This window comes from Novosphingobium sp. BL-S-34 (genome assembly GCF_056857015.1).
This window is the reverse complement of the sequence record NZ_CM166473.1, coordinates 1273836-1289277: the sequence shown is the minus strand read 5'-3', so window position 1 is coordinate 1289277 and position 15442 is coordinate 1273836. Positions and strand designations below refer to the sequence as shown.

The 15442-nt window shown below is 67.0% G+C and carries 10 protein-coding genes and 1 riboswitch; of the genes, 5 read left to right on the top strand and 5 right to left on the bottom strand.

Annotated elements, in window-relative coordinates:
• Positions 1-213 precede the first annotated feature (213 nt).
• From AC1VV3_RS19520 to AC1VV3_RS19510, 3 genes are read left to right on the top strand one after another with little or no spacing between them, the layout of a single operon-like run.
• The gene (locus AC1VV3_RS19520; RefSeq protein ID WP_482962197.1) at positions 214-1515 is read left to right on the top strand and encodes a TolC family protein; all 1302 of its coding nucleotides are present in this window, start codon (positions 214-216) and stop codon (positions 1513-1515) included.
• The gene (locus tag AC1VV3_RS19515) at positions 1508-3652 is read left to right on the top strand and encodes a type I secretion system permease/ATPase (RefSeq protein ID WP_134096135.1); all 2145 of its coding nucleotides are present in this window, start codon (positions 1508-1510) and stop codon (positions 3650-3652) included. Before AC1VV3_RS19520 ends, AC1VV3_RS19515 begins: the two co-directional genes overlap by 8 nt.
• Positions 3649-4866, top strand: a complete 1218-nt coding sequence (locus AC1VV3_RS19510; protein ID WP_482962196.1) for an HlyD family type I secretion periplasmic adaptor subunit — start codon at positions 3649-3651, stop codon at positions 4864-4866. Before AC1VV3_RS19515 ends, AC1VV3_RS19510 begins: the two co-directional genes overlap by 4 nt.
• A gap of 35 nt (positions 4867-4901) precedes the next feature.
• Here AC1VV3_RS19510 and AC1VV3_RS19505 read toward each other — a convergent pair whose 3' ends face one another.
• The 5 genes from AC1VV3_RS19505 to AC1VV3_RS19485 form a co-directional block, all read right to left on the bottom strand.
• Entirely contained in the window at positions 4902-5411 is a 510-nt protein-coding gene (locus AC1VV3_RS19505; RefSeq protein WP_482962195.1) for a hypothetical protein, read from the bottom strand.
• A gap of 216 nt (positions 5412-5627) precedes the next feature.
• Positions 5628-7289, bottom strand: coding sequence for a cation:proton antiporter domain-containing protein (locus AC1VV3_RS19500; RefSeq protein ID WP_482962194.1), 1662 nt, complete (start codon positions 7287-7289; stop codon positions 5628-5630).
• A gap of 247 nt (positions 7290-7536) precedes the next feature.
• Entirely contained in the window at positions 7537-10122 is a 2586-nt protein-coding gene (locus AC1VV3_RS19495; protein ID WP_482962193.1) for a PepSY domain-containing protein, read from the bottom strand.
• Positions 10123-10255: 133 nt separating this feature from the next.
• Positions 10256-11599: an alpha/beta fold hydrolase gene (locus tag AC1VV3_RS19490; protein ID WP_482962192.1), complete on the bottom strand. Its 1344-nt coding sequence runs from the start codon at positions 11597-11599 to the stop codon at positions 10256-10258.
• Between the two features lie 45 nt (positions 11600-11644).
• Positions 11645-12772: a threonine aldolase family protein gene (locus AC1VV3_RS19485; RefSeq protein ID WP_482962191.1), complete on the bottom strand. Its 1128-nt coding sequence runs from the start codon at positions 12770-12772 to the stop codon at positions 11645-11647.
• Between the two features lie 65 nt (positions 12773-12837).
• Positions 12838-12949: riboswitch (SAM-I-IV-variant riboswitch) on the bottom strand.
• Positions 12950-13127: 178 nt separating this feature from the next.
• Here AC1VV3_RS19485 and AC1VV3_RS19480 point away from each other — a divergent pair.
• Both AC1VV3_RS19480 and AC1VV3_RS19475 read left to right on the top strand, forming a co-directional pair.
• Positions 13128-14783 carry a sensor histidine kinase gene (locus AC1VV3_RS19480; RefSeq protein ID WP_132269348.1) on the top strand — a complete coding sequence of 552 codons (1656 nt, stop codon included), beginning with the start codon at positions 13128-13130 and terminating at the stop codon, positions 14781-14783.
• Positions 14780-15442 (top strand): response regulator, encoded by a 663-nt coding sequence (locus AC1VV3_RS19475; RefSeq protein WP_132269350.1) that lies wholly within the window; start codon positions 14780-14782, stop codon positions 15440-15442. The genes AC1VV3_RS19480 and AC1VV3_RS19475 overlap by 4 nt, the downstream gene beginning before the upstream one ends.

Sequence of the window (15442 nt, the reverse complement as noted above, 5' to 3'; positions counted from 1 at the left end):
ACGCATGCCGTAATCGCCTCGGGCGAACTGCCGCCGATCGGTAGGCAGAAAGTTCTCCCGCCGGGCACCGCGACCCCAGGCACCGTGGCGCCGCAATCCGCGGCGCCCGGTGTCGGAGCTGCGCCGAACGCCGTCCCTACGGCGAGCGTCGCAGCCGTACCGGAAGATGGCCGGGCCGGCTGGGCGCAGGCTGTTCCACCGCCGCCGCAAGGCTTGCCTCCCGGCTCCGGCCAGGCAGCTTCCGGGCAGCCGGGCGACGATCAGTCCGATGCCCCGTTGGTGCCGGGCCGGCTCGATCTCTCCGATGCCGTGGTGCTCACCTTGATGCGCCACCCGGAGATTTCGCGCGCCAACGCTGCCCTGGCGCGGGGGCGGGCCGATCTCGGCGCGGCCAAGTCGGCCTGGACGCCTCAGGTTTCCTATCAGGCCAATCTCGGACCGAACATGCTTTCCGGCCGCAACACTTCCGGTTTCAACGAAAACATGGCCGGGCCGAGCGTCTATCTGCAGCAGCAGGTCTGGGATTTCGGCCGCTCCAAGGGAGAGATCGGCGCCGCCCGTTCAACCATGCGTCAGCGCCGATATGAATTGGAATCCGTCGCGGACCAACTGGCGGAGCAGGGCGCCATGGCTTTCCTGGAGGTCAAGCGCTTCGAACTGCTTTCGGTTGAGGCCCGCAAGCAAGTGGAGGAGCTGGAACGGCTGCGCCACCTGATCGGCCTGCGGGTCAACGCCGGCGTGTCCGACAAGTCGGACCTCATGCTCGCCGATGTCCGGGTGGAAAGCGCCCGGGGAGAGGCGATCCAGGCGGAAACCTCGCTCGCTGTCGCGCAGTCCGGCCTGCTCAATCTCATCGGCGATCTTCCGCAGAGCTATGAGGACCCGACCGCACAGATATCCCGCTTCGAGACGGGCGACGACGAGCCGGACTATGACAAGCTGCCCGCGGTGGTGGCCACCGAACAGGCCGAACATGCCGCCGCCTCGAAGATCGGCCAGGCCAAGGCCGAACGCTACCCCCGGCTGGGCCTCCAACTCGGCTACACGCGCAACAACTACACCTACAATACGCGCGACAATTCCTTCGCGGGGATGGTGACCGTTACCGGAGACCTCTATCGCCGCAGCAACCACTACCTGATCGAGGCCGCAGAGGAAGATCGCCGCGGGGCCGAGGCGGCGCGTGATTCCGCAGTGTTGGAAGCACGGGGCAAGGCGCTTTCGGCCCGCCAGCAAATCCGCGCCGGGCAGGCCCGCATCTCGGCCTATTCCCGCCAGGAAGAGCAGGCTGTCACCGCCAGTCGCATCTTCTTCGAGGAATACAAGTTGGGCAAGCGCACCCTTACGGAACTGCTGAACACCCAGCTTGAGATCTACCGCGCAGCCAGTTCGCGCATCGCTGCGCAATACGACATCATGGAAGCGCGCGTCCGTTTCGAAAACGTCAGCGGCACCTTGCGGCCTTCGCTCGGCCTGCCTGCCCGCCTGCGTGAGGAGGAAGACTTCGATGGCTGACAGCGCCGATATCGTCCAGCCGCCCTGGACCGCCGCCGTCGCGGCCCTCGGCACTCTGAAAGGCGTGCCGGTGGGCGCGCAGGAACTGGCGAAACGCCTCTACTGGTCCGAAGGCCTGGACGCTGAGAAGACCCTGGTTCACGCCGCGCGCCTCTCGGGGCTGGACTTCCAGATCGTGAACATGCGCGTTGACGACGTGCCGCAACTGCTGCTTCCGGCCATCGTCGAACTCAACGACCAGAGCACGGCGATCCTACACGCCCGGGACGGGCTGGGCGTGCGCGTTTCCATGCCCGGAATGCGGCACGATGCGCCCGTGGAACTGTCGCTCGACACGTTCCGCGGCCGGACCACCGGCCGCGTCGGTTTCGTGGAGCCGCTCTCCACGCGTTCGCGCGACGCCCGGCTGGACGAATTCCTGCGGGCACCTTCGCGGTCCTGGCTGTGGGACATCATCATGGCCGACCGGCGCGGCTATGGCGAAGTGGTGCTCGGGTCGGTCTTCGGCAATCTCCTCACGTTCGCGACCTCGCTCTTCGCCATGCAGGTGTGGGACCGGGTGATCCCGGCCCAGTCCGTCCCCACGCTATGGGTGCTGGCGCTGGGGACCGGGCTGGCGCTGTTCCTGGAACTGTTGCTGCGCACGGCGCGCGTCCAACTGGTGGACCGCATCGGCCGGCGCGCCGACATCGCGATTTCCTCGCGCATTTTCGCCCGCGCGCTGGACATCCGCAACGATGCCCGTCCGCGCTCGACCGGCGCGCTGATCGCCCAGTTGCGCGATGTCGAGCAGATACGCGAAATGCTGACGTCCACCACCGTTTCGGCGATGATCGACCTGCCGTTCATCCTGCTGTTCCTGGTGCTCTTCGCCTTCCTGGCGGGACAATTGACCTTCGTGCTGATCGGCGCGGCTGTCCTGATCCTGCTGCCGGGACTGCTGCTTCAGCGCCCGCTGGCCCGCCTCGCCACCGAAGGCATGCGGGAAGGGGCGCTGCGCAACGCGATCCTGGTCGAATCGATCGAAAGGATCGACGAGATCAAGTCGGCACAGGCCGAAGCCCGTTTCCAGTCGCTTTGGGAACGCCTGACCCTTGCCGGCACCCGTGTCGGCGCCGAACAGCGCTTCCTTTCCGCGCTTTTCGTCAACTGGACGCAGACGCTTCAGCAACTCGCCTATACGGCCGTGGTCGTGGCGGGCGCCTTCAAGGTCATGGAAGGCGACATGACGATGGGCGCCCTGATCGCCTGTTCGATCCTCACGAGCCGCGCACTGGTCCTGTTCGTGCCGTTCGGGCAGATATTCACCCGCTGGCAGAATGCCAAAGTGGCGATGACCGGGTTGGAGGATCTGTTCGACAAGCCGGTGGACCACGATCCCGAACGGGGCCTGCTGCGCCGGGCGACGCTCAACGGCTATTATGAAATCAAGGATTTGACATACGCCTACGATCCCGATGGACCGCTTGCACTGAAAGTGGAGCGTCTGTCGATCCGCGCCGGGGAGCGCGTGGCATTCCTCGGCCGGATCGGGGCGGGCAAGTCCACGCTGCTCCGCTTGCTGTCGGGCCTTGCCTGGCCGACCAGCGGCGAAGTGCTCCTGGACGGGACCAACCTGACGCTTATCAACCCCGTCGATGTCCGCCGCGACACGGCCTATCTGGGGCAGGGCGCGCAGCTCTTCCTGGGCACCATCCGCGAAAACCTGCTGATCGGCGCGCCGGGCGTGAACGACGAACAGATCCTCCACGCTCTGGCCGTAACCGGGGGGCTGCCGCTCGTACAGAACCAGCCGCAAGGTCTCGACCTGCTGCTGCAGGAGGGCGGCGCCGGACTGTCCGGCGGGCAAAGGCAGACGTTGCTCCTGACCCGCGCCCTGCTGCGCAATAGCAACATCCTCCTGCTCGACGAGCCTTCCGCCCCGCTCGACGACATCAGCGAGCGGGCGCTCGTCGCCAACCTTGGGCAATGGCTGCGCGGCCGCACGCTCGTGGTCACAACCAATCGGCCGGGTCTCCTCGAACTGGTGGACCGTATCGTCGTCATAGACTCCGGCCGCATCGCGCTGGATGGGCCGAAGGAGAAAGTGCTCGGCGCCCTGGCCGGACCGGCCGGGATCAGGGAGAAGCAGGTATGACGGCCGGTAACCCCACAAGCGCGATTGCTGGCGGCGGCTTGCTCGAGGGCCTGCGCGGAGAGGAAGACAGCCGCTGGCTGCGAACCGTGGGGCGGCTGCGGATCATCCCGATCCTCTCGGTGGGCATCCTGGCCTTCCTGGTCTGGAGCTATTTCGGCGTACTGGACGAAGTGACGGTCGGTTCCGGCAAAGTCACGCCGCCGTCGCGCTCGCAGGTGATCCAGAGCCTTGAGGGCGGGATCGTCAACGGCATCTTCGTGCATGAAGGCGATATCGTCCGCCCCCATGAAAAGCTCGCCACGCTTGACCGCGCGCGCTTCAGTTCGATGCTGGGCGAGGCGGAGGCGAAAGCGCGGGCACTGGAGGCGACCGCCGCGCGGCTGGAGGCTGAAATCAGCGGTGGCAGTCCCAACTTTCCCGCGTCGGTCAAGGAGACACCCGGTCTCATGGCGCGCGAACTGGAGCTGATGCGATCGCGGCGCCAGAACCTCGATGTCGCGACGGCCAGCATGCGGCAGTCTCTGGCTCTGACCCGCCGCCAGTTGGCCATGACCGAGCCGCTCGTCGATCTGGGCGCTGCGAACCAGGTGGAGATCATCCAGCTTCGCCGGCAGGAGAACGAGATACAGGCCAAGCTCGATTCAATGCGCAACCAGTACGTCATCGATGCCAGCGCTGACTATGCGAAAGCGCGGGCGGAACTGGACCAGGTCACCCAGGTCATCGGCGGTCGCCGCGACCAGCTGGACCGCACGATCCTCTATTCACCCGTTCGCGGCATCGTGAAGAACCTGGAAGTGACCACCATCGGCGGCGTGATCCAGCCGGGCGGTTCGCTGATGGAAATCGTGCCGCTGGAGGACCAGCTCCTGATCGAATCCCGCGTGCAGCCGCGGGACATCGCCTTCATCCGTCCGGGGCAGCCTGCGACAGTGAAGATCACCGCATACGATCCCTCGATCTACGGCACCCTGGCGGGGACGGTCGATCGCATTTCCCCCGATACGCTGCAGGACGAGGTCCATCGCGATCAGGTCTATTACCGCGTTTATGTGCGGACCCAGCGTTCGACCTTGCGCGCCAAGAACGGCCATGAATACGCGATCATGCCCGGCATGGTGGCGACCGTGGAGATCAGGACCGGGCGGAAGACGATCCTGCAATACCTCATGAAGCCCATCAACAAGGCAGCCGAAGCGATGCGCGAACGCTAGGAAACGCCGGACTTGCTTAGGTCGCAATCATCCTGTCAGACGCGCTGGCAGGACGAATTGGGGACCCGGCCCGGCCCCTTGCCGAACTTGGCTTGCACCCGGGCAAGGAAAGGACGGCTGCGCGCCTTCGGTTCCGGATCGCTGCAGCATGTGGCTTTCCACGTCCGCGCGCGGACCTCCAGATCCTGATTGGCGGCAAGCTGGGTGCGGTCTCCGAGTGTCTCGGTCGAGGATTCGCCTGTGTTGCAGATGTCGTCCACGCGGGCGACGGGACCGCCCGCGCCGCCGCCTCCACCGGCTCCGCCGCCACCACCTCCGCCACCGCCCCCGGCTCCTCCCCCGCCGCCGCCACCGCCGGCTCCCCCGCCGCCGTTTCCGCCGCCGGCATGTCCGCCGGACTTGGCGATGGCGGGCGAAGTTAGTGTCGTGGACAGGAGCATGGTCATGGTTGGCGGCACCAGCAGCGAATATTTACCGCAGGCGGTCAGGAATGAGCGGCGATCGCTCTCTCCTTCCGGTCCATTGAAGATTTTGGGCTTTTCCATGACTTATCTCCGCATTCCGCCCCAGTCATGAAAGTACAGGAACGTCGCGGGCTGTTAAGCCGCTCTTGAGGATGGCCCGCCCTCACCAGATTTTCGAAGCGCTACGCCGTATGGCGCCGGCAGCTAACACGCTTTTGCAGAGCCGCTTCGGATAGCTTAGGAGAAATTCACCATTCCCGCCCGGCGATCAGCCAAATGGAGGAACCGGGGCCGCATTCAGGCGGGCTCGCCGCTGCCCTGGCGCCGCGACGATTGCAGAAGCTCCAGCAGGCGGCGGGCGATCTCGCGTTCACCCATCACGACATGGTCCGCGCCGATCTTTTCGAGGTGATCGACCTCCTCGTCGGAATGCGCCCGTGCGAGGATCTGGATGTCGGGATTTCGCTGACGGGCATGCTGGGCGATCACGCCGGCTTCGAAACCTTCCGGTATGGCGATCATCAACCGCGTGGCTTCGCCGATGCCCGCTTCTTCGAGAATATCCATGCTGGAGGCATTTCCCTCCACCACTTCATGGCCGATCTCCCGCGCCGAACGGGCCAGGTCGGCGCGTTCTTCCACTATGACCATCTGGCGGGCCTCGCCGGAGATGCCGTCCGCCACCAGCCGTCCGACCCGGCCGTAGCCGACCAGCACCACGCGCTCTCCGGCTGCGGACGGCGCGCGTCTTGCACTCTCCGACGCGGCCACGGACTTGACGATGCTGTGCCGCCCGGCCAGCCAGCGGAAGAGCAGGGGATTGGCGAAGATCGAGAAGATCGCACCGGCCAGGATGAGGTCGCGCCCCTCTTCGGGCAGGACGCCAAGTTTGACGCCCAGCGCGGCCAGCATGAAGGAGAACTCGCCGATCTGGGCGAGACCGGCGGCGACCGTCAGCGCGGTAAGCAGCGAGTGGCCGAAGAACCGCACGATGGCGATGGCGGCCAGGGATTTGCCGAGGATGACGATCAGCACCGTGGCCAGAACCGCGCCGCCATGCTCCACCACCACCGCCGGGTCGAACAACATGCCGACCGAGACGAAGAACAGTACGGCGAAAGCATCGCGCAGCGGCAAAGTCTCTTCGGCGGCGCGGCGGCTGAGCTGCTTCTCGCCCATGACCATGCCGGCGAAGAAGGCGCCCAGCGCGAAGGAGACGTCGAAGACGTAGGCCGCTCCGAACGCGACGCCCAGCGCGATCGCCAGGACCGCGAGGCGGAACAGCTCACGCGAGCCGGTATGGGCGGCCCAGTGCAGCGCGGCCGGGATCACCCGCTTGCCGACGATCAGCATGAGCGCGATGAAGCCGCCGACTTTCGCCAGGGTCAGGCCGATCATCCACGCCAGTTCCATGCCCGATTGCGCGCGTCCGTTGGCCAAGCCGGCGAGCGCGGGCAGCAGCACGAGAACCAGCACCATGGCCAGATCCTCGACGATCAGCCAGCCGACGGCGATGCGGCCGCGTTCGGTGTCCATCAGCTTGCCGACCTGCATCGCTCTCAGCAGCACCACGGTACTGGCCACGGACAGCGCGAGGCCGAACACCAGGCCGCCGGCAAGGTTCCAGCCGAGCCAGGTCGCCAGCCCCGCTCCCAGCGCGGTGGCGAAGGCGATCTGGAGCACGGCACCGGGCACGGCAATCTTGCGGACCGAGAGCAGGTCGCGGACGGAAAAGTGCAGGCCGACGCCGAACATCAGCAGGATCACGCCCAGCTCCGCCAGTTCGTTCGCCAGCGCGCTGTCCGCCACGACGCCCGGCGTGAAGGGGCCGACCAGCACTCCGGCGAAGAGATAGCCGGCGACCGGCGATATCCTCAGCCGGTGGGCAAGAGCACCCATCGCAAAGGCGGCGACCAGACCGGCGACGACCGTTGCGACGAGAGGCGTACTATGGGGCAATCGGGACTCCTGGCGTGTTTCACCACCGGCGAATCCTTCACTCCACGGTCGAGACGAAAGCGACGGCGATTGCGGCAGCGACCATCGATCCGACCAGCAGGAGCGGCAGCAGCCACCCCGGAGCCGTGTTACGCCTACGGACCATCGCCGGTTCCTTTCCGCTTGCGTTGACGAACCGCATATTGCTCAGGAACCGGCTTCCTGTTGGTGTCCCACGCGTTTCGGAATGTTTCTCCGGGCCGGGGCCTCAATAGATGTCGCGGCGGTAGAGCCCGGCTTCGGCCATCCCTTCCAGGCGCTCGTCGCCAAGCGCCGCGCGCAATGCGGCGTCGACGGCGGGGGCCATGCCCTGAAGGCTGCCGCAGACCATGATCGCCGCGCCGTTTTCCACCCAGTCCCGCAAGTCGGCTTCGGCCTCGGCGCAAAGGTGCTGGACGTAACGCCCGCAATCGGCATCGCGTGACCAGGCGCGGTCGAGCCGGGTGAGGGTGCCGCGTGCCAGCCAGTGCTCGATCTCGTCAGGCAGCAGGGCGTCGTGATCGCGATTGCGCTCACCGAACAGCAGCCAGTGACCGCCGCGCCCAGCCGCTTCGGAAGCGCGCAAATGGCCGCGCAGCCCGGCAAGGCCCGTCCCGTTGCCGATCAGGATCATCCGCCGCGGTCCGGCAGGGCCGGCTACGGGCGCGTGGAAGCCTTCATTGCCGCGCAGTCGCAGGGCGATCTCGCTGCCGAGGGGGGCGAAATGCGTCAGCCAGCCCGAGCCCAGCCCCAGGGTGCCGTCGGTTCGTTCGACTTGCCGGATCAGCAGGTCGAGGCGGCCGTCCGCCGGGATCGATGCAATCGAATATTCGCGGTGGGGCAGCGGGCGCAGCGCGGCCAGAAGTTCCTCTGCAGTGGCGACGGGATGGTCGGGAATCAGCGCCAGGGCGAGGTGGTGGGCCAGCGGCTGGCCCTGCGCCATTTCCGACCCGGCCAAGCCGCAGTGGGCCAGATAGGCCGCGACGCGGGCGGGATCGTTGGCGCCGGGCAGCACTTCGGCAATGTCGCCGGCCTGCCAGGCAGCGCTGCCGTCGCAGGGCTCCAGACTGACGAGGAAGGCGGGGCCGCCGGCACTTCCGGCGTTGAGCCGGCGCCGGTAGGCCAGCCGCCAGCGGGAATAGGCGGCAGGTTCCCAGTCCGGCATGTCCGGCTCGGCGCCAAGCGCGGCGAGCTGCTGCTGCCACTGGCGCTGGGCGTCGGTGTCGTCACCGTCGACCTCGATCATGTCGAACAGGCGGCGGGCACCGCCGGCATGGAGCCAGCGGTCTACCGAATGGCCGAAGGCGCAGAACTCGGGATATTCGCGGTCACCCAGCGCCAGCACGGCATATTCGAGATGATCGGCGCCGGGAGGCGTCGCCATGGTCTGGCGCGCGAAGCGACGCGCCGGGTCCGGCGGTTCGCCTTCACCATACGTGCTGACCACGAAGAGCGCGCGGTCGACTTCGGAAAGCACGCCTTCGTCCACGGCCGAAAGCGGCAGCACGCGCGCGCCGCCCAGTGCCGAAGCGGTCTGCCGGGCGAGACGCTCGGCGCCGCCGGTCTGGCTGGCGAAGGCGATCAGCATGTCGCCGATCCCGCCTGCGGTGCCGGGGTTGCCTGCGGGCTGGCTCGCCGCGGCTTCGGCCACTTCCGCCAGGGCGCGCTTGCGCTTGCGGCGGGCGAGATAGAGCAGCAGGCCGGTGACCGTGAACAGGGGCATCGTCAGGCTGGTCAGCAGGAGCAGGATGCGTCCGCCGATGCCGAAGAAGGCGCCGCGGTGCAACTCGTACATGCTGGTGGTGATGACCTTGCCGAGATTGCGGTCGGCATAGCGGTCCGCCTTGACGAGCTTGCCCGTCGCAAGGTCCACCTTGAGATCGTCGGTCATTCGGTCGTGGCGGGCATCGGCCAGCAGGACCCGGAACGTCGCGGGTTCGTGCCCTTCTGGCAGCGTGACGGAAATGGAGCTGTAGCGGCCGTCCATGGCGGTCATCACGGTGGGCCAGGCGCGCAGGAGGCGCGGCGGGGCTGCCGGGTCCTGGGCATGATCGGGCTTTGTGCCGCCGTGTCCGCCTTCCTCGCGGCTGGTCTTGCCGGTGAGGGTGTAGAGCACACCCTGGCGGTACCAGTCGTAGGACCACCAGAGGCCGGTCAAGGCGCTGAGCAGATAGACTAGGGCCACCCAGCCGCCGATGACGGCATGGAGCGCGCGATAGAGATTACGGCCGCTCTTCCTGAGATCGAGCACGAGCCAGGCCCGCCAGTCGAACGTGCGACGCGGCCAGCGCAAATAGAGACCGGAAATGGCGAAGAACACCAGCGAGATCGCCGAGAAGGCCGTGATCTGGCGGCCGATGCCGTTGGGGCCGCCGGGCAGGGCCAGCCAGCGGTGCAGGTTCTCGATCGTGCGGAAGAAGCCCGCGCCGGTCGCCTGGCCCAGCAGCATGCCGCTATGCGGGTCGACAAAGCTACGCTCGCCGCGCCGCTCACCTTCCCGGGCCGCGAACTGGACGGTCCAGGCCGCGTCGGGATCGCTCTCCACGTTCAAGCGCTCCACGGCCTGGCCGGGGCGCTGGGCGGCGGCGCGGGCGATCACTTCGTCGGGCGAAAGGGCGGGGCCGGTGGCGTGGGAGAGCGTGACGATGCCCGGGCTGAGGGCGCGCATGATCTCGTTCTCGAAACTCAGCGTGGCACCGGTCAAACCCATGACAGCCAGCACGAAGCCGGCCGTGATTCCGAGGAACCAGTGAATTTGGAACAATACTTGCCGCGTCCCCTGATCGCTTTCCGAAAATCTGGTGGCGCCACTCACCGTTACCCTGGAAAGCAGGTGCCGATAAGCATCCCGAACTTTCGCCAGCTTCCCCTCCATTTGCTCCGCTAATGAGATACAATCGCAATAGCAATGGGGATTTCACACGTTTGCGGGATCGACGGGGGGAGCGCTATTCGTCCAGGTCGCGGAGGTTGAGCGCCTGTCGCAGGGCCTCGACGGCCGGGGTGGTCTCGTCCTTGGGCGTTCGCGTCCAATAGTCCAGGTGCTGGAAGCGCAGGCGCTTGCCCGGCAGCTTCACGTCCTTCACGCCGGCGCCGAAATGGCGCGCCACCGGGCCGGAGATGGGATCTCCCAGAACCAGCAGCGAGGTGGGAAACCAGTGGTTTGTCCAGACGGTCGGCGCGAAAGGCGCTGCGTGATGGGGGATACGCGCGCCTTTGCCTTCGGGGTAGGAGAACTGCCGGTTCCGCTCGCTCCAATATTCGAAGAGTGGCGGGTCGACGGGAAATTCGCGCCGGTTCTTTCGGCGCTCGAAGGCGGCGGCATCATCGGCCAGCAGCAGGTCCGCCTTGCCCAGCGGCGAGCCGAGCGTCACCAGGTCGCTCACCAGCCAGGGGGCTTCCGGCACACCGGCCAGGGCGCGGCGATAGGCGCGCTGGGCATTGCGCCAGGCGGGCAGGGCGGTTTCCTCCAGGGCAGAATCGCCGCCGCGCCGGGCCGCTTCGAGTACCGCCCCGGCCTTCTCCAGCAAGGTCAGTCGTTCCAACAGCCGCGAGCTGGCAGCATGGAGCGCCTGGAGGCGAAGCGGATCGAGCTGCGCCCAGGCCTGGGTCAGGATGTCATAGGCGATCACTGAGCCGAGGCTGTGGCCGACCAGCACGATCCGGTCGTACTCGCCGCTTTCGGTCAGCTTGCGCAGCAGCTCGACGCCGCCGGCCCGGATCCGCTGACGGGCTTCGACATTGTCCGGCTCCGCTCGCAAGTAGCGTGCCGCGTCGCCGACATAGGGCACCAGCATGCCCACGATCACGCTTGTGAGCGCGGGGCCGATCAGGCCGGGTAGCAGCGTCCACCAGAGGCGGTGATCCGCTTTGTCGCCGGACAGGAGCTGCCAGGCGACGATGGCGATGGTGATCGCCAGGCCCACCAGCCAACCCGCGATCCAGTAGGGCAGGTAGGCGCGCGGAATGCTCTGCGGGCTGCGGAAGAACAGGGAGGCGATCCAACGGCCGATCCCGGCCACCGTGTTGCCGATCATCATGTGCGCCCAGTAATACTCGAAAAAGTCGACGCGGCGGGGATCGGGCGGGTCGAAGTAACGCGTCGTCACCCGGCGCAGCTCGAAATTGTCCGAAGTGACGCCGGGCTTGGAGTAGACGGTATTGTCATAGCCCGCGACGAGCGAGCGGTCTTTCGACCATGCCGCGTCGATGAAGCTCCAGAGTGTGTCCATCGGCCGCTGCTCGCCGATGCCGTGGACGAGAATGACTGCCGTTTTGCGCACTTCTGCCAAGGATCGCCCCCCGTCTCGTCACGAAGGGCGATCGTAACATGCAAGTTATGGGGTGTTTACTGCCAATTCCTCAGAGCTTCTCTGAAAATTCGCGGTCCCCGAATCTTGCGGCACGAGGGTGCTTTCCCGCGCCAGCGCGATCACGTCGGCGGCGAGACGGTCGACTTGGGCGGGGTCGGCATCCCAGGCGAACATGAACCGCGCACCGCCGCCGATGAACGTGTAGAAACGCCATCCCCGGGCGCGCAGCCCGTCCAGCACCGGCTCGGGCGCGGCCAGGAACACGGCATTGGCCTCCACCGGGAAGATGAGGTCCAGTCCTTCGATCCCGGTGACGGCGCCGGCCAGCCGGCGGGCGCAGGCATTGGCGTGGCGGGCATTGCCCAGCCAGGCGCCGGTTTCCAGCACGCCGATCCACGGCGCCGAAAGGTAGCGCATCTTCGAGGCGAGCTGGCCCGCCTGCTTGCAGCGATAGGCGAAGTCCTCGGACAGGGCATGGTCGAAGAAGATCACCGCCTCGCCCGCCGCCATGCCGTTCTTGGTGCCGCCGAAGCAGAGCACGTCCACGCCGGCCTGCCAGGTGATCTGCGCCGGCGCGCAGTCCAGGGCGGCGCAGGCATGGGCGAAACGAGCGCCGTCCATGTGCAGCTTCAGCCCGAGTTCGCGGCAGGTGGCGGAAATCGCCTCGATCTCGGCCACGGTATAGACCTGCCCGGTTTCGGTGGGCTGGGTGATCGTGACGACGCGGGGCTTGGGGAAGTGGATGTCCGAGCGGCCGGTCGCCAGGCCGCGGATGGCGGCGGGGGTCAGCTTGCCGTCGGCGCTTTGGGCGACGAGCAGCTTGGAGCCGTTGGAGAAGAACTCCGGCGCGCCGCACTCGTCCGTCTCGACATGGGCCGAGGACGAGCAGATCACCGAGTGGTAGGACTGGCACAGCGCGGCCAGCGCCAGCGAATTGGCGGCGGTGCCGTTGAAGGCGAAATAGACGTCGCAGTCGGTGGCGAAAAGGTCGCGGAAGGCGTCGGCGGCGCGGCGCGTCCATTCGTCCTCGCCATAGGCGGTCGCGGAGCCGCGGTTGGCCTGCTCCATGGCGTTCCAGGCTTCCGGGCAGATGCCGGCATAGTTGTCGCTGGCGAACTGCTGCGTGGGTCCTGAGGGGAACTGTTCGGACATGCGGTCTTCCTTCTGGCGCGCGATGGACTTCGGGCGAGCGGGGAAGGAACGACGGCGATGCAGCTGGAAAACCCGTTTGTTGCCGGTCCGGCCACATCCCTTCGCATGTCTGCGAAGGTACCACCTTGCTCGGGAGCAGGTTGGTGCCGGGCGCGATCCCGACTCTTGATGCTGGGGCGCTGACTAGGCCCGGCGCCCGAATTCGTCAACCGGTTCTGCGGATTCGACCGCACACTTATCCCTTTTCGCAGGCCGATCAGCAGTAAGTCTGACTCGACGAAATTGCGGCAGCTTCGTAGCTTTTTCCTACGCTTCCGGCCGTTATGCCGCGCGGGCGCGAGGAACCGAAGAACACATGGGGCGGACTTTCGACGCGACGGCATCCGGCGTCAGCCGGGCACGCAATGCCTTGCTGATCACCGATCCCAATCGGCTGATCAGCTATGGACGGCTGATTACGGCGATCTTCGCCGTCATCGCCATCTATCTCGACCCCACCCAGCCCAGCCGCTACCGCGCGGAAGTGCAGGACGTGCTGGCGATCTACCTCGTCATGGCGATCGTGCTGGTGGCCGTGCCGATCCGGCGGCCGGTCGACAGCCCGGTCCATTTCCTCGTCCATGTGCTGGACACCGCCATTCTCGGCTGGCTGGCGTTCCTGACCAACGAACTGACCAGCCCCTTCTTCTCGTTCCTGCCCTTCACCTTGCTGGCGATGACCGTGCGCTGGGGCTTCATGGGCGCCATGATCGGCGCGGTCATGCTGGAAGTGGTGCTGTTCACGATCGGCATCCCCGACATCCTCGACGGAGAATCGGAGCTGAACGTGCTGATCATCCGCACCGTCTACTTCCTGGTCTGCGCGGTGATGCTCGGCTATTTCGGCGCCTACCGCGAGAGCAGCCGCGAACGGCTGGCGCGCCTGGCGGGCTGGCCGATGGATGCGGGCGTCGGCGACCGGCGCGGCTGGCTGGCGGAACTCTGCGGCCATTCCGGCGCGATCACCGGCTGCGAAAGCCTGATCCTCATCTGGCGCGAGCAGGACGAGCCGACCGGGTTCATCGCCCACTGGCGCAAGGAAGGCCTGCGCCTGCTGCCGCTCGACCCGGCGACGTTCCGCAGCGTTTTCGCGGAGGCGCGGCTGGACTTCATGGACCGCACCCGCGCCAGCCTCGTCAGCCCCGCAGAAATGTCCGGATTGACGCTGGCGCTCGATGCGCTGGGATTGCCGCGCCCCCTGCCGCACGACTACGCCGTGCGCTCCGGCTTTTCGGGCCTGCGCTTTCGCGGCGCGATGATCGTGGTGGACCCGGACGGCCGCCCCGAAGATGCCCTGGCCCTGACCGAGATCATCGCCGCGCGCACCGGTTCCGAGCTGGAGCACGTCGAGCTGGTGGCACGGCGCGCCGACAGTGCCCGTGCCGAGGAACGCAGCCGCTTGGGGCAGGACCTGCACGACAGCGTGCTCCAGGATCTCACGGCGACCAGTCTGAAACTGCGCAGCCTGGCCGCCCGTGAACCCGACGTGGCGCAGGACCTCAAGGCGATCGAGGAACTCGTCACCGAGCAGCAGCGGCGCATTCGCCGCTTCGTGGAGGAACAGCGCGACGTCTATGCGGACCAGCCCACCGACATGGTGGCGGACTTGCGCCGCCAGGCCGACCTGCTGGAGAAGAAATGGGGCGTCACTGTCGCTTTCGACTGGCACGGCCGCTCCACCCACTTGCCGCGCAACCTGGTGGAGGAAGTGATCGCGCTGTTCTCCGAGGCGACGGCCAATGCCGTGCGCCACGGGTCTGCCACCCGCGTCGCACTGGAAGCGCGGCGCGTGGGCAGCGCGCTCGAACTCGGCGTGGTGGACAACGGGCGCGGCCTGGGACCGGCGGCGAACGGGATCGGCCCGGTTTCGCTCCGCAGCCGCGCCATGCAGCTCGGCGGCTCGATCGCGCTCAATGACAGTGCCGACGGTCTGCGCGTCACCATGGTCATCCCGCTGGACGAGGCGGCATGAGCGTCGTGAACCTCAAGACCTGCCGGGTCCTGGTTGCCGACGACCATCCGCTGTTGCTGCGCGGGCTGGCCGACCTGCTCCAGGCGACCCGCGAAGTCGAACTGGTGGAAGCGACGGGCAGCGGTACGCGCGCCTTGGCGGTGATCCGCGACAAGCGGCCCGAAGTCGCCGTGCTCGACGTGTCGATGCCCGATGTCGGCGGGCTGGCGATCCTGCGCGCCATTCGCGAGAACGGCTGGCCTGTGCGGGTCATATTCCTCTCGGCCACGATGACCGGAAGGCAGATCGCCGAGGCCATCGGGCTTGGCGTCTGGGGCTTGCTGCTGAAGGACTATGCCTCGGATTCGCTGCTGGATTGCCTGCATGAGGTCATGGCCGGCCGCAAGTGGCTGCCCGAAGACCTCGTGGCCAAGGCCAAGCGCGGCGGCGGCGTCGATATCGGCGGCGAGATCGCCAGCCTGACGCCGCGCGAAAAGGAGATCAGCGCGCTGGTCTGCCGGGGCTTCTCGAACAAGGCCATCGCCGGGATGGTGGGATCGACCGAAGGCACGGTGAGCATCCACCTCCACAACATCTACCGCAAGCTCGACATTTCCAGCCGCACCACCCTGGCCACGCTTTTCGTCAAGTATCAGTCCCAGATCAGCGACAACGGCTGA

Bases quoted from the DNA above. Each gene is read 5' to 3' on its own strand.
- AC1VV3_RS19515 (WP_134096135.1), top strand. From the start codon at position 1,508: ATGGCTGACAGCGCCGATATCGTCCAGCCGCCCTGGACCGCCGCCGTC.
- AC1VV3_RS19510 (WP_482962196.1), top strand. From the start codon at position 3,649: ATGACGGCCGGTAACCCCACAAGCGCGATTGCTGGCGGCGGCTTGCTC.
- AC1VV3_RS19505 (WP_482962195.1), bottom strand. From the start codon at position 5,411: ATGGAAAAGCCCAAAATCTTCAATGGACCGGAAGGAGAGAGCGATCGC.
- AC1VV3_RS19485 (WP_482962191.1), bottom strand. From the start codon at position 12,772: ATGTCCGAACAGTTCCCCTCAGGACCCACGCAGCAGTTCGCCAGCGAC.
- AC1VV3_RS19480 (WP_132269348.1), top strand. From the start codon at position 13,128: ATGGGGCGGACTTTCGACGCGACGGCATCCGGCGTCAGCCGGGCACGC.
- AC1VV3_RS19475 (WP_132269350.1), top strand. From the start codon at position 14,780: ATGAGCGTCGTGAACCTCAAGACCTGCCGGGTCCTGGTTGCCGACGAC.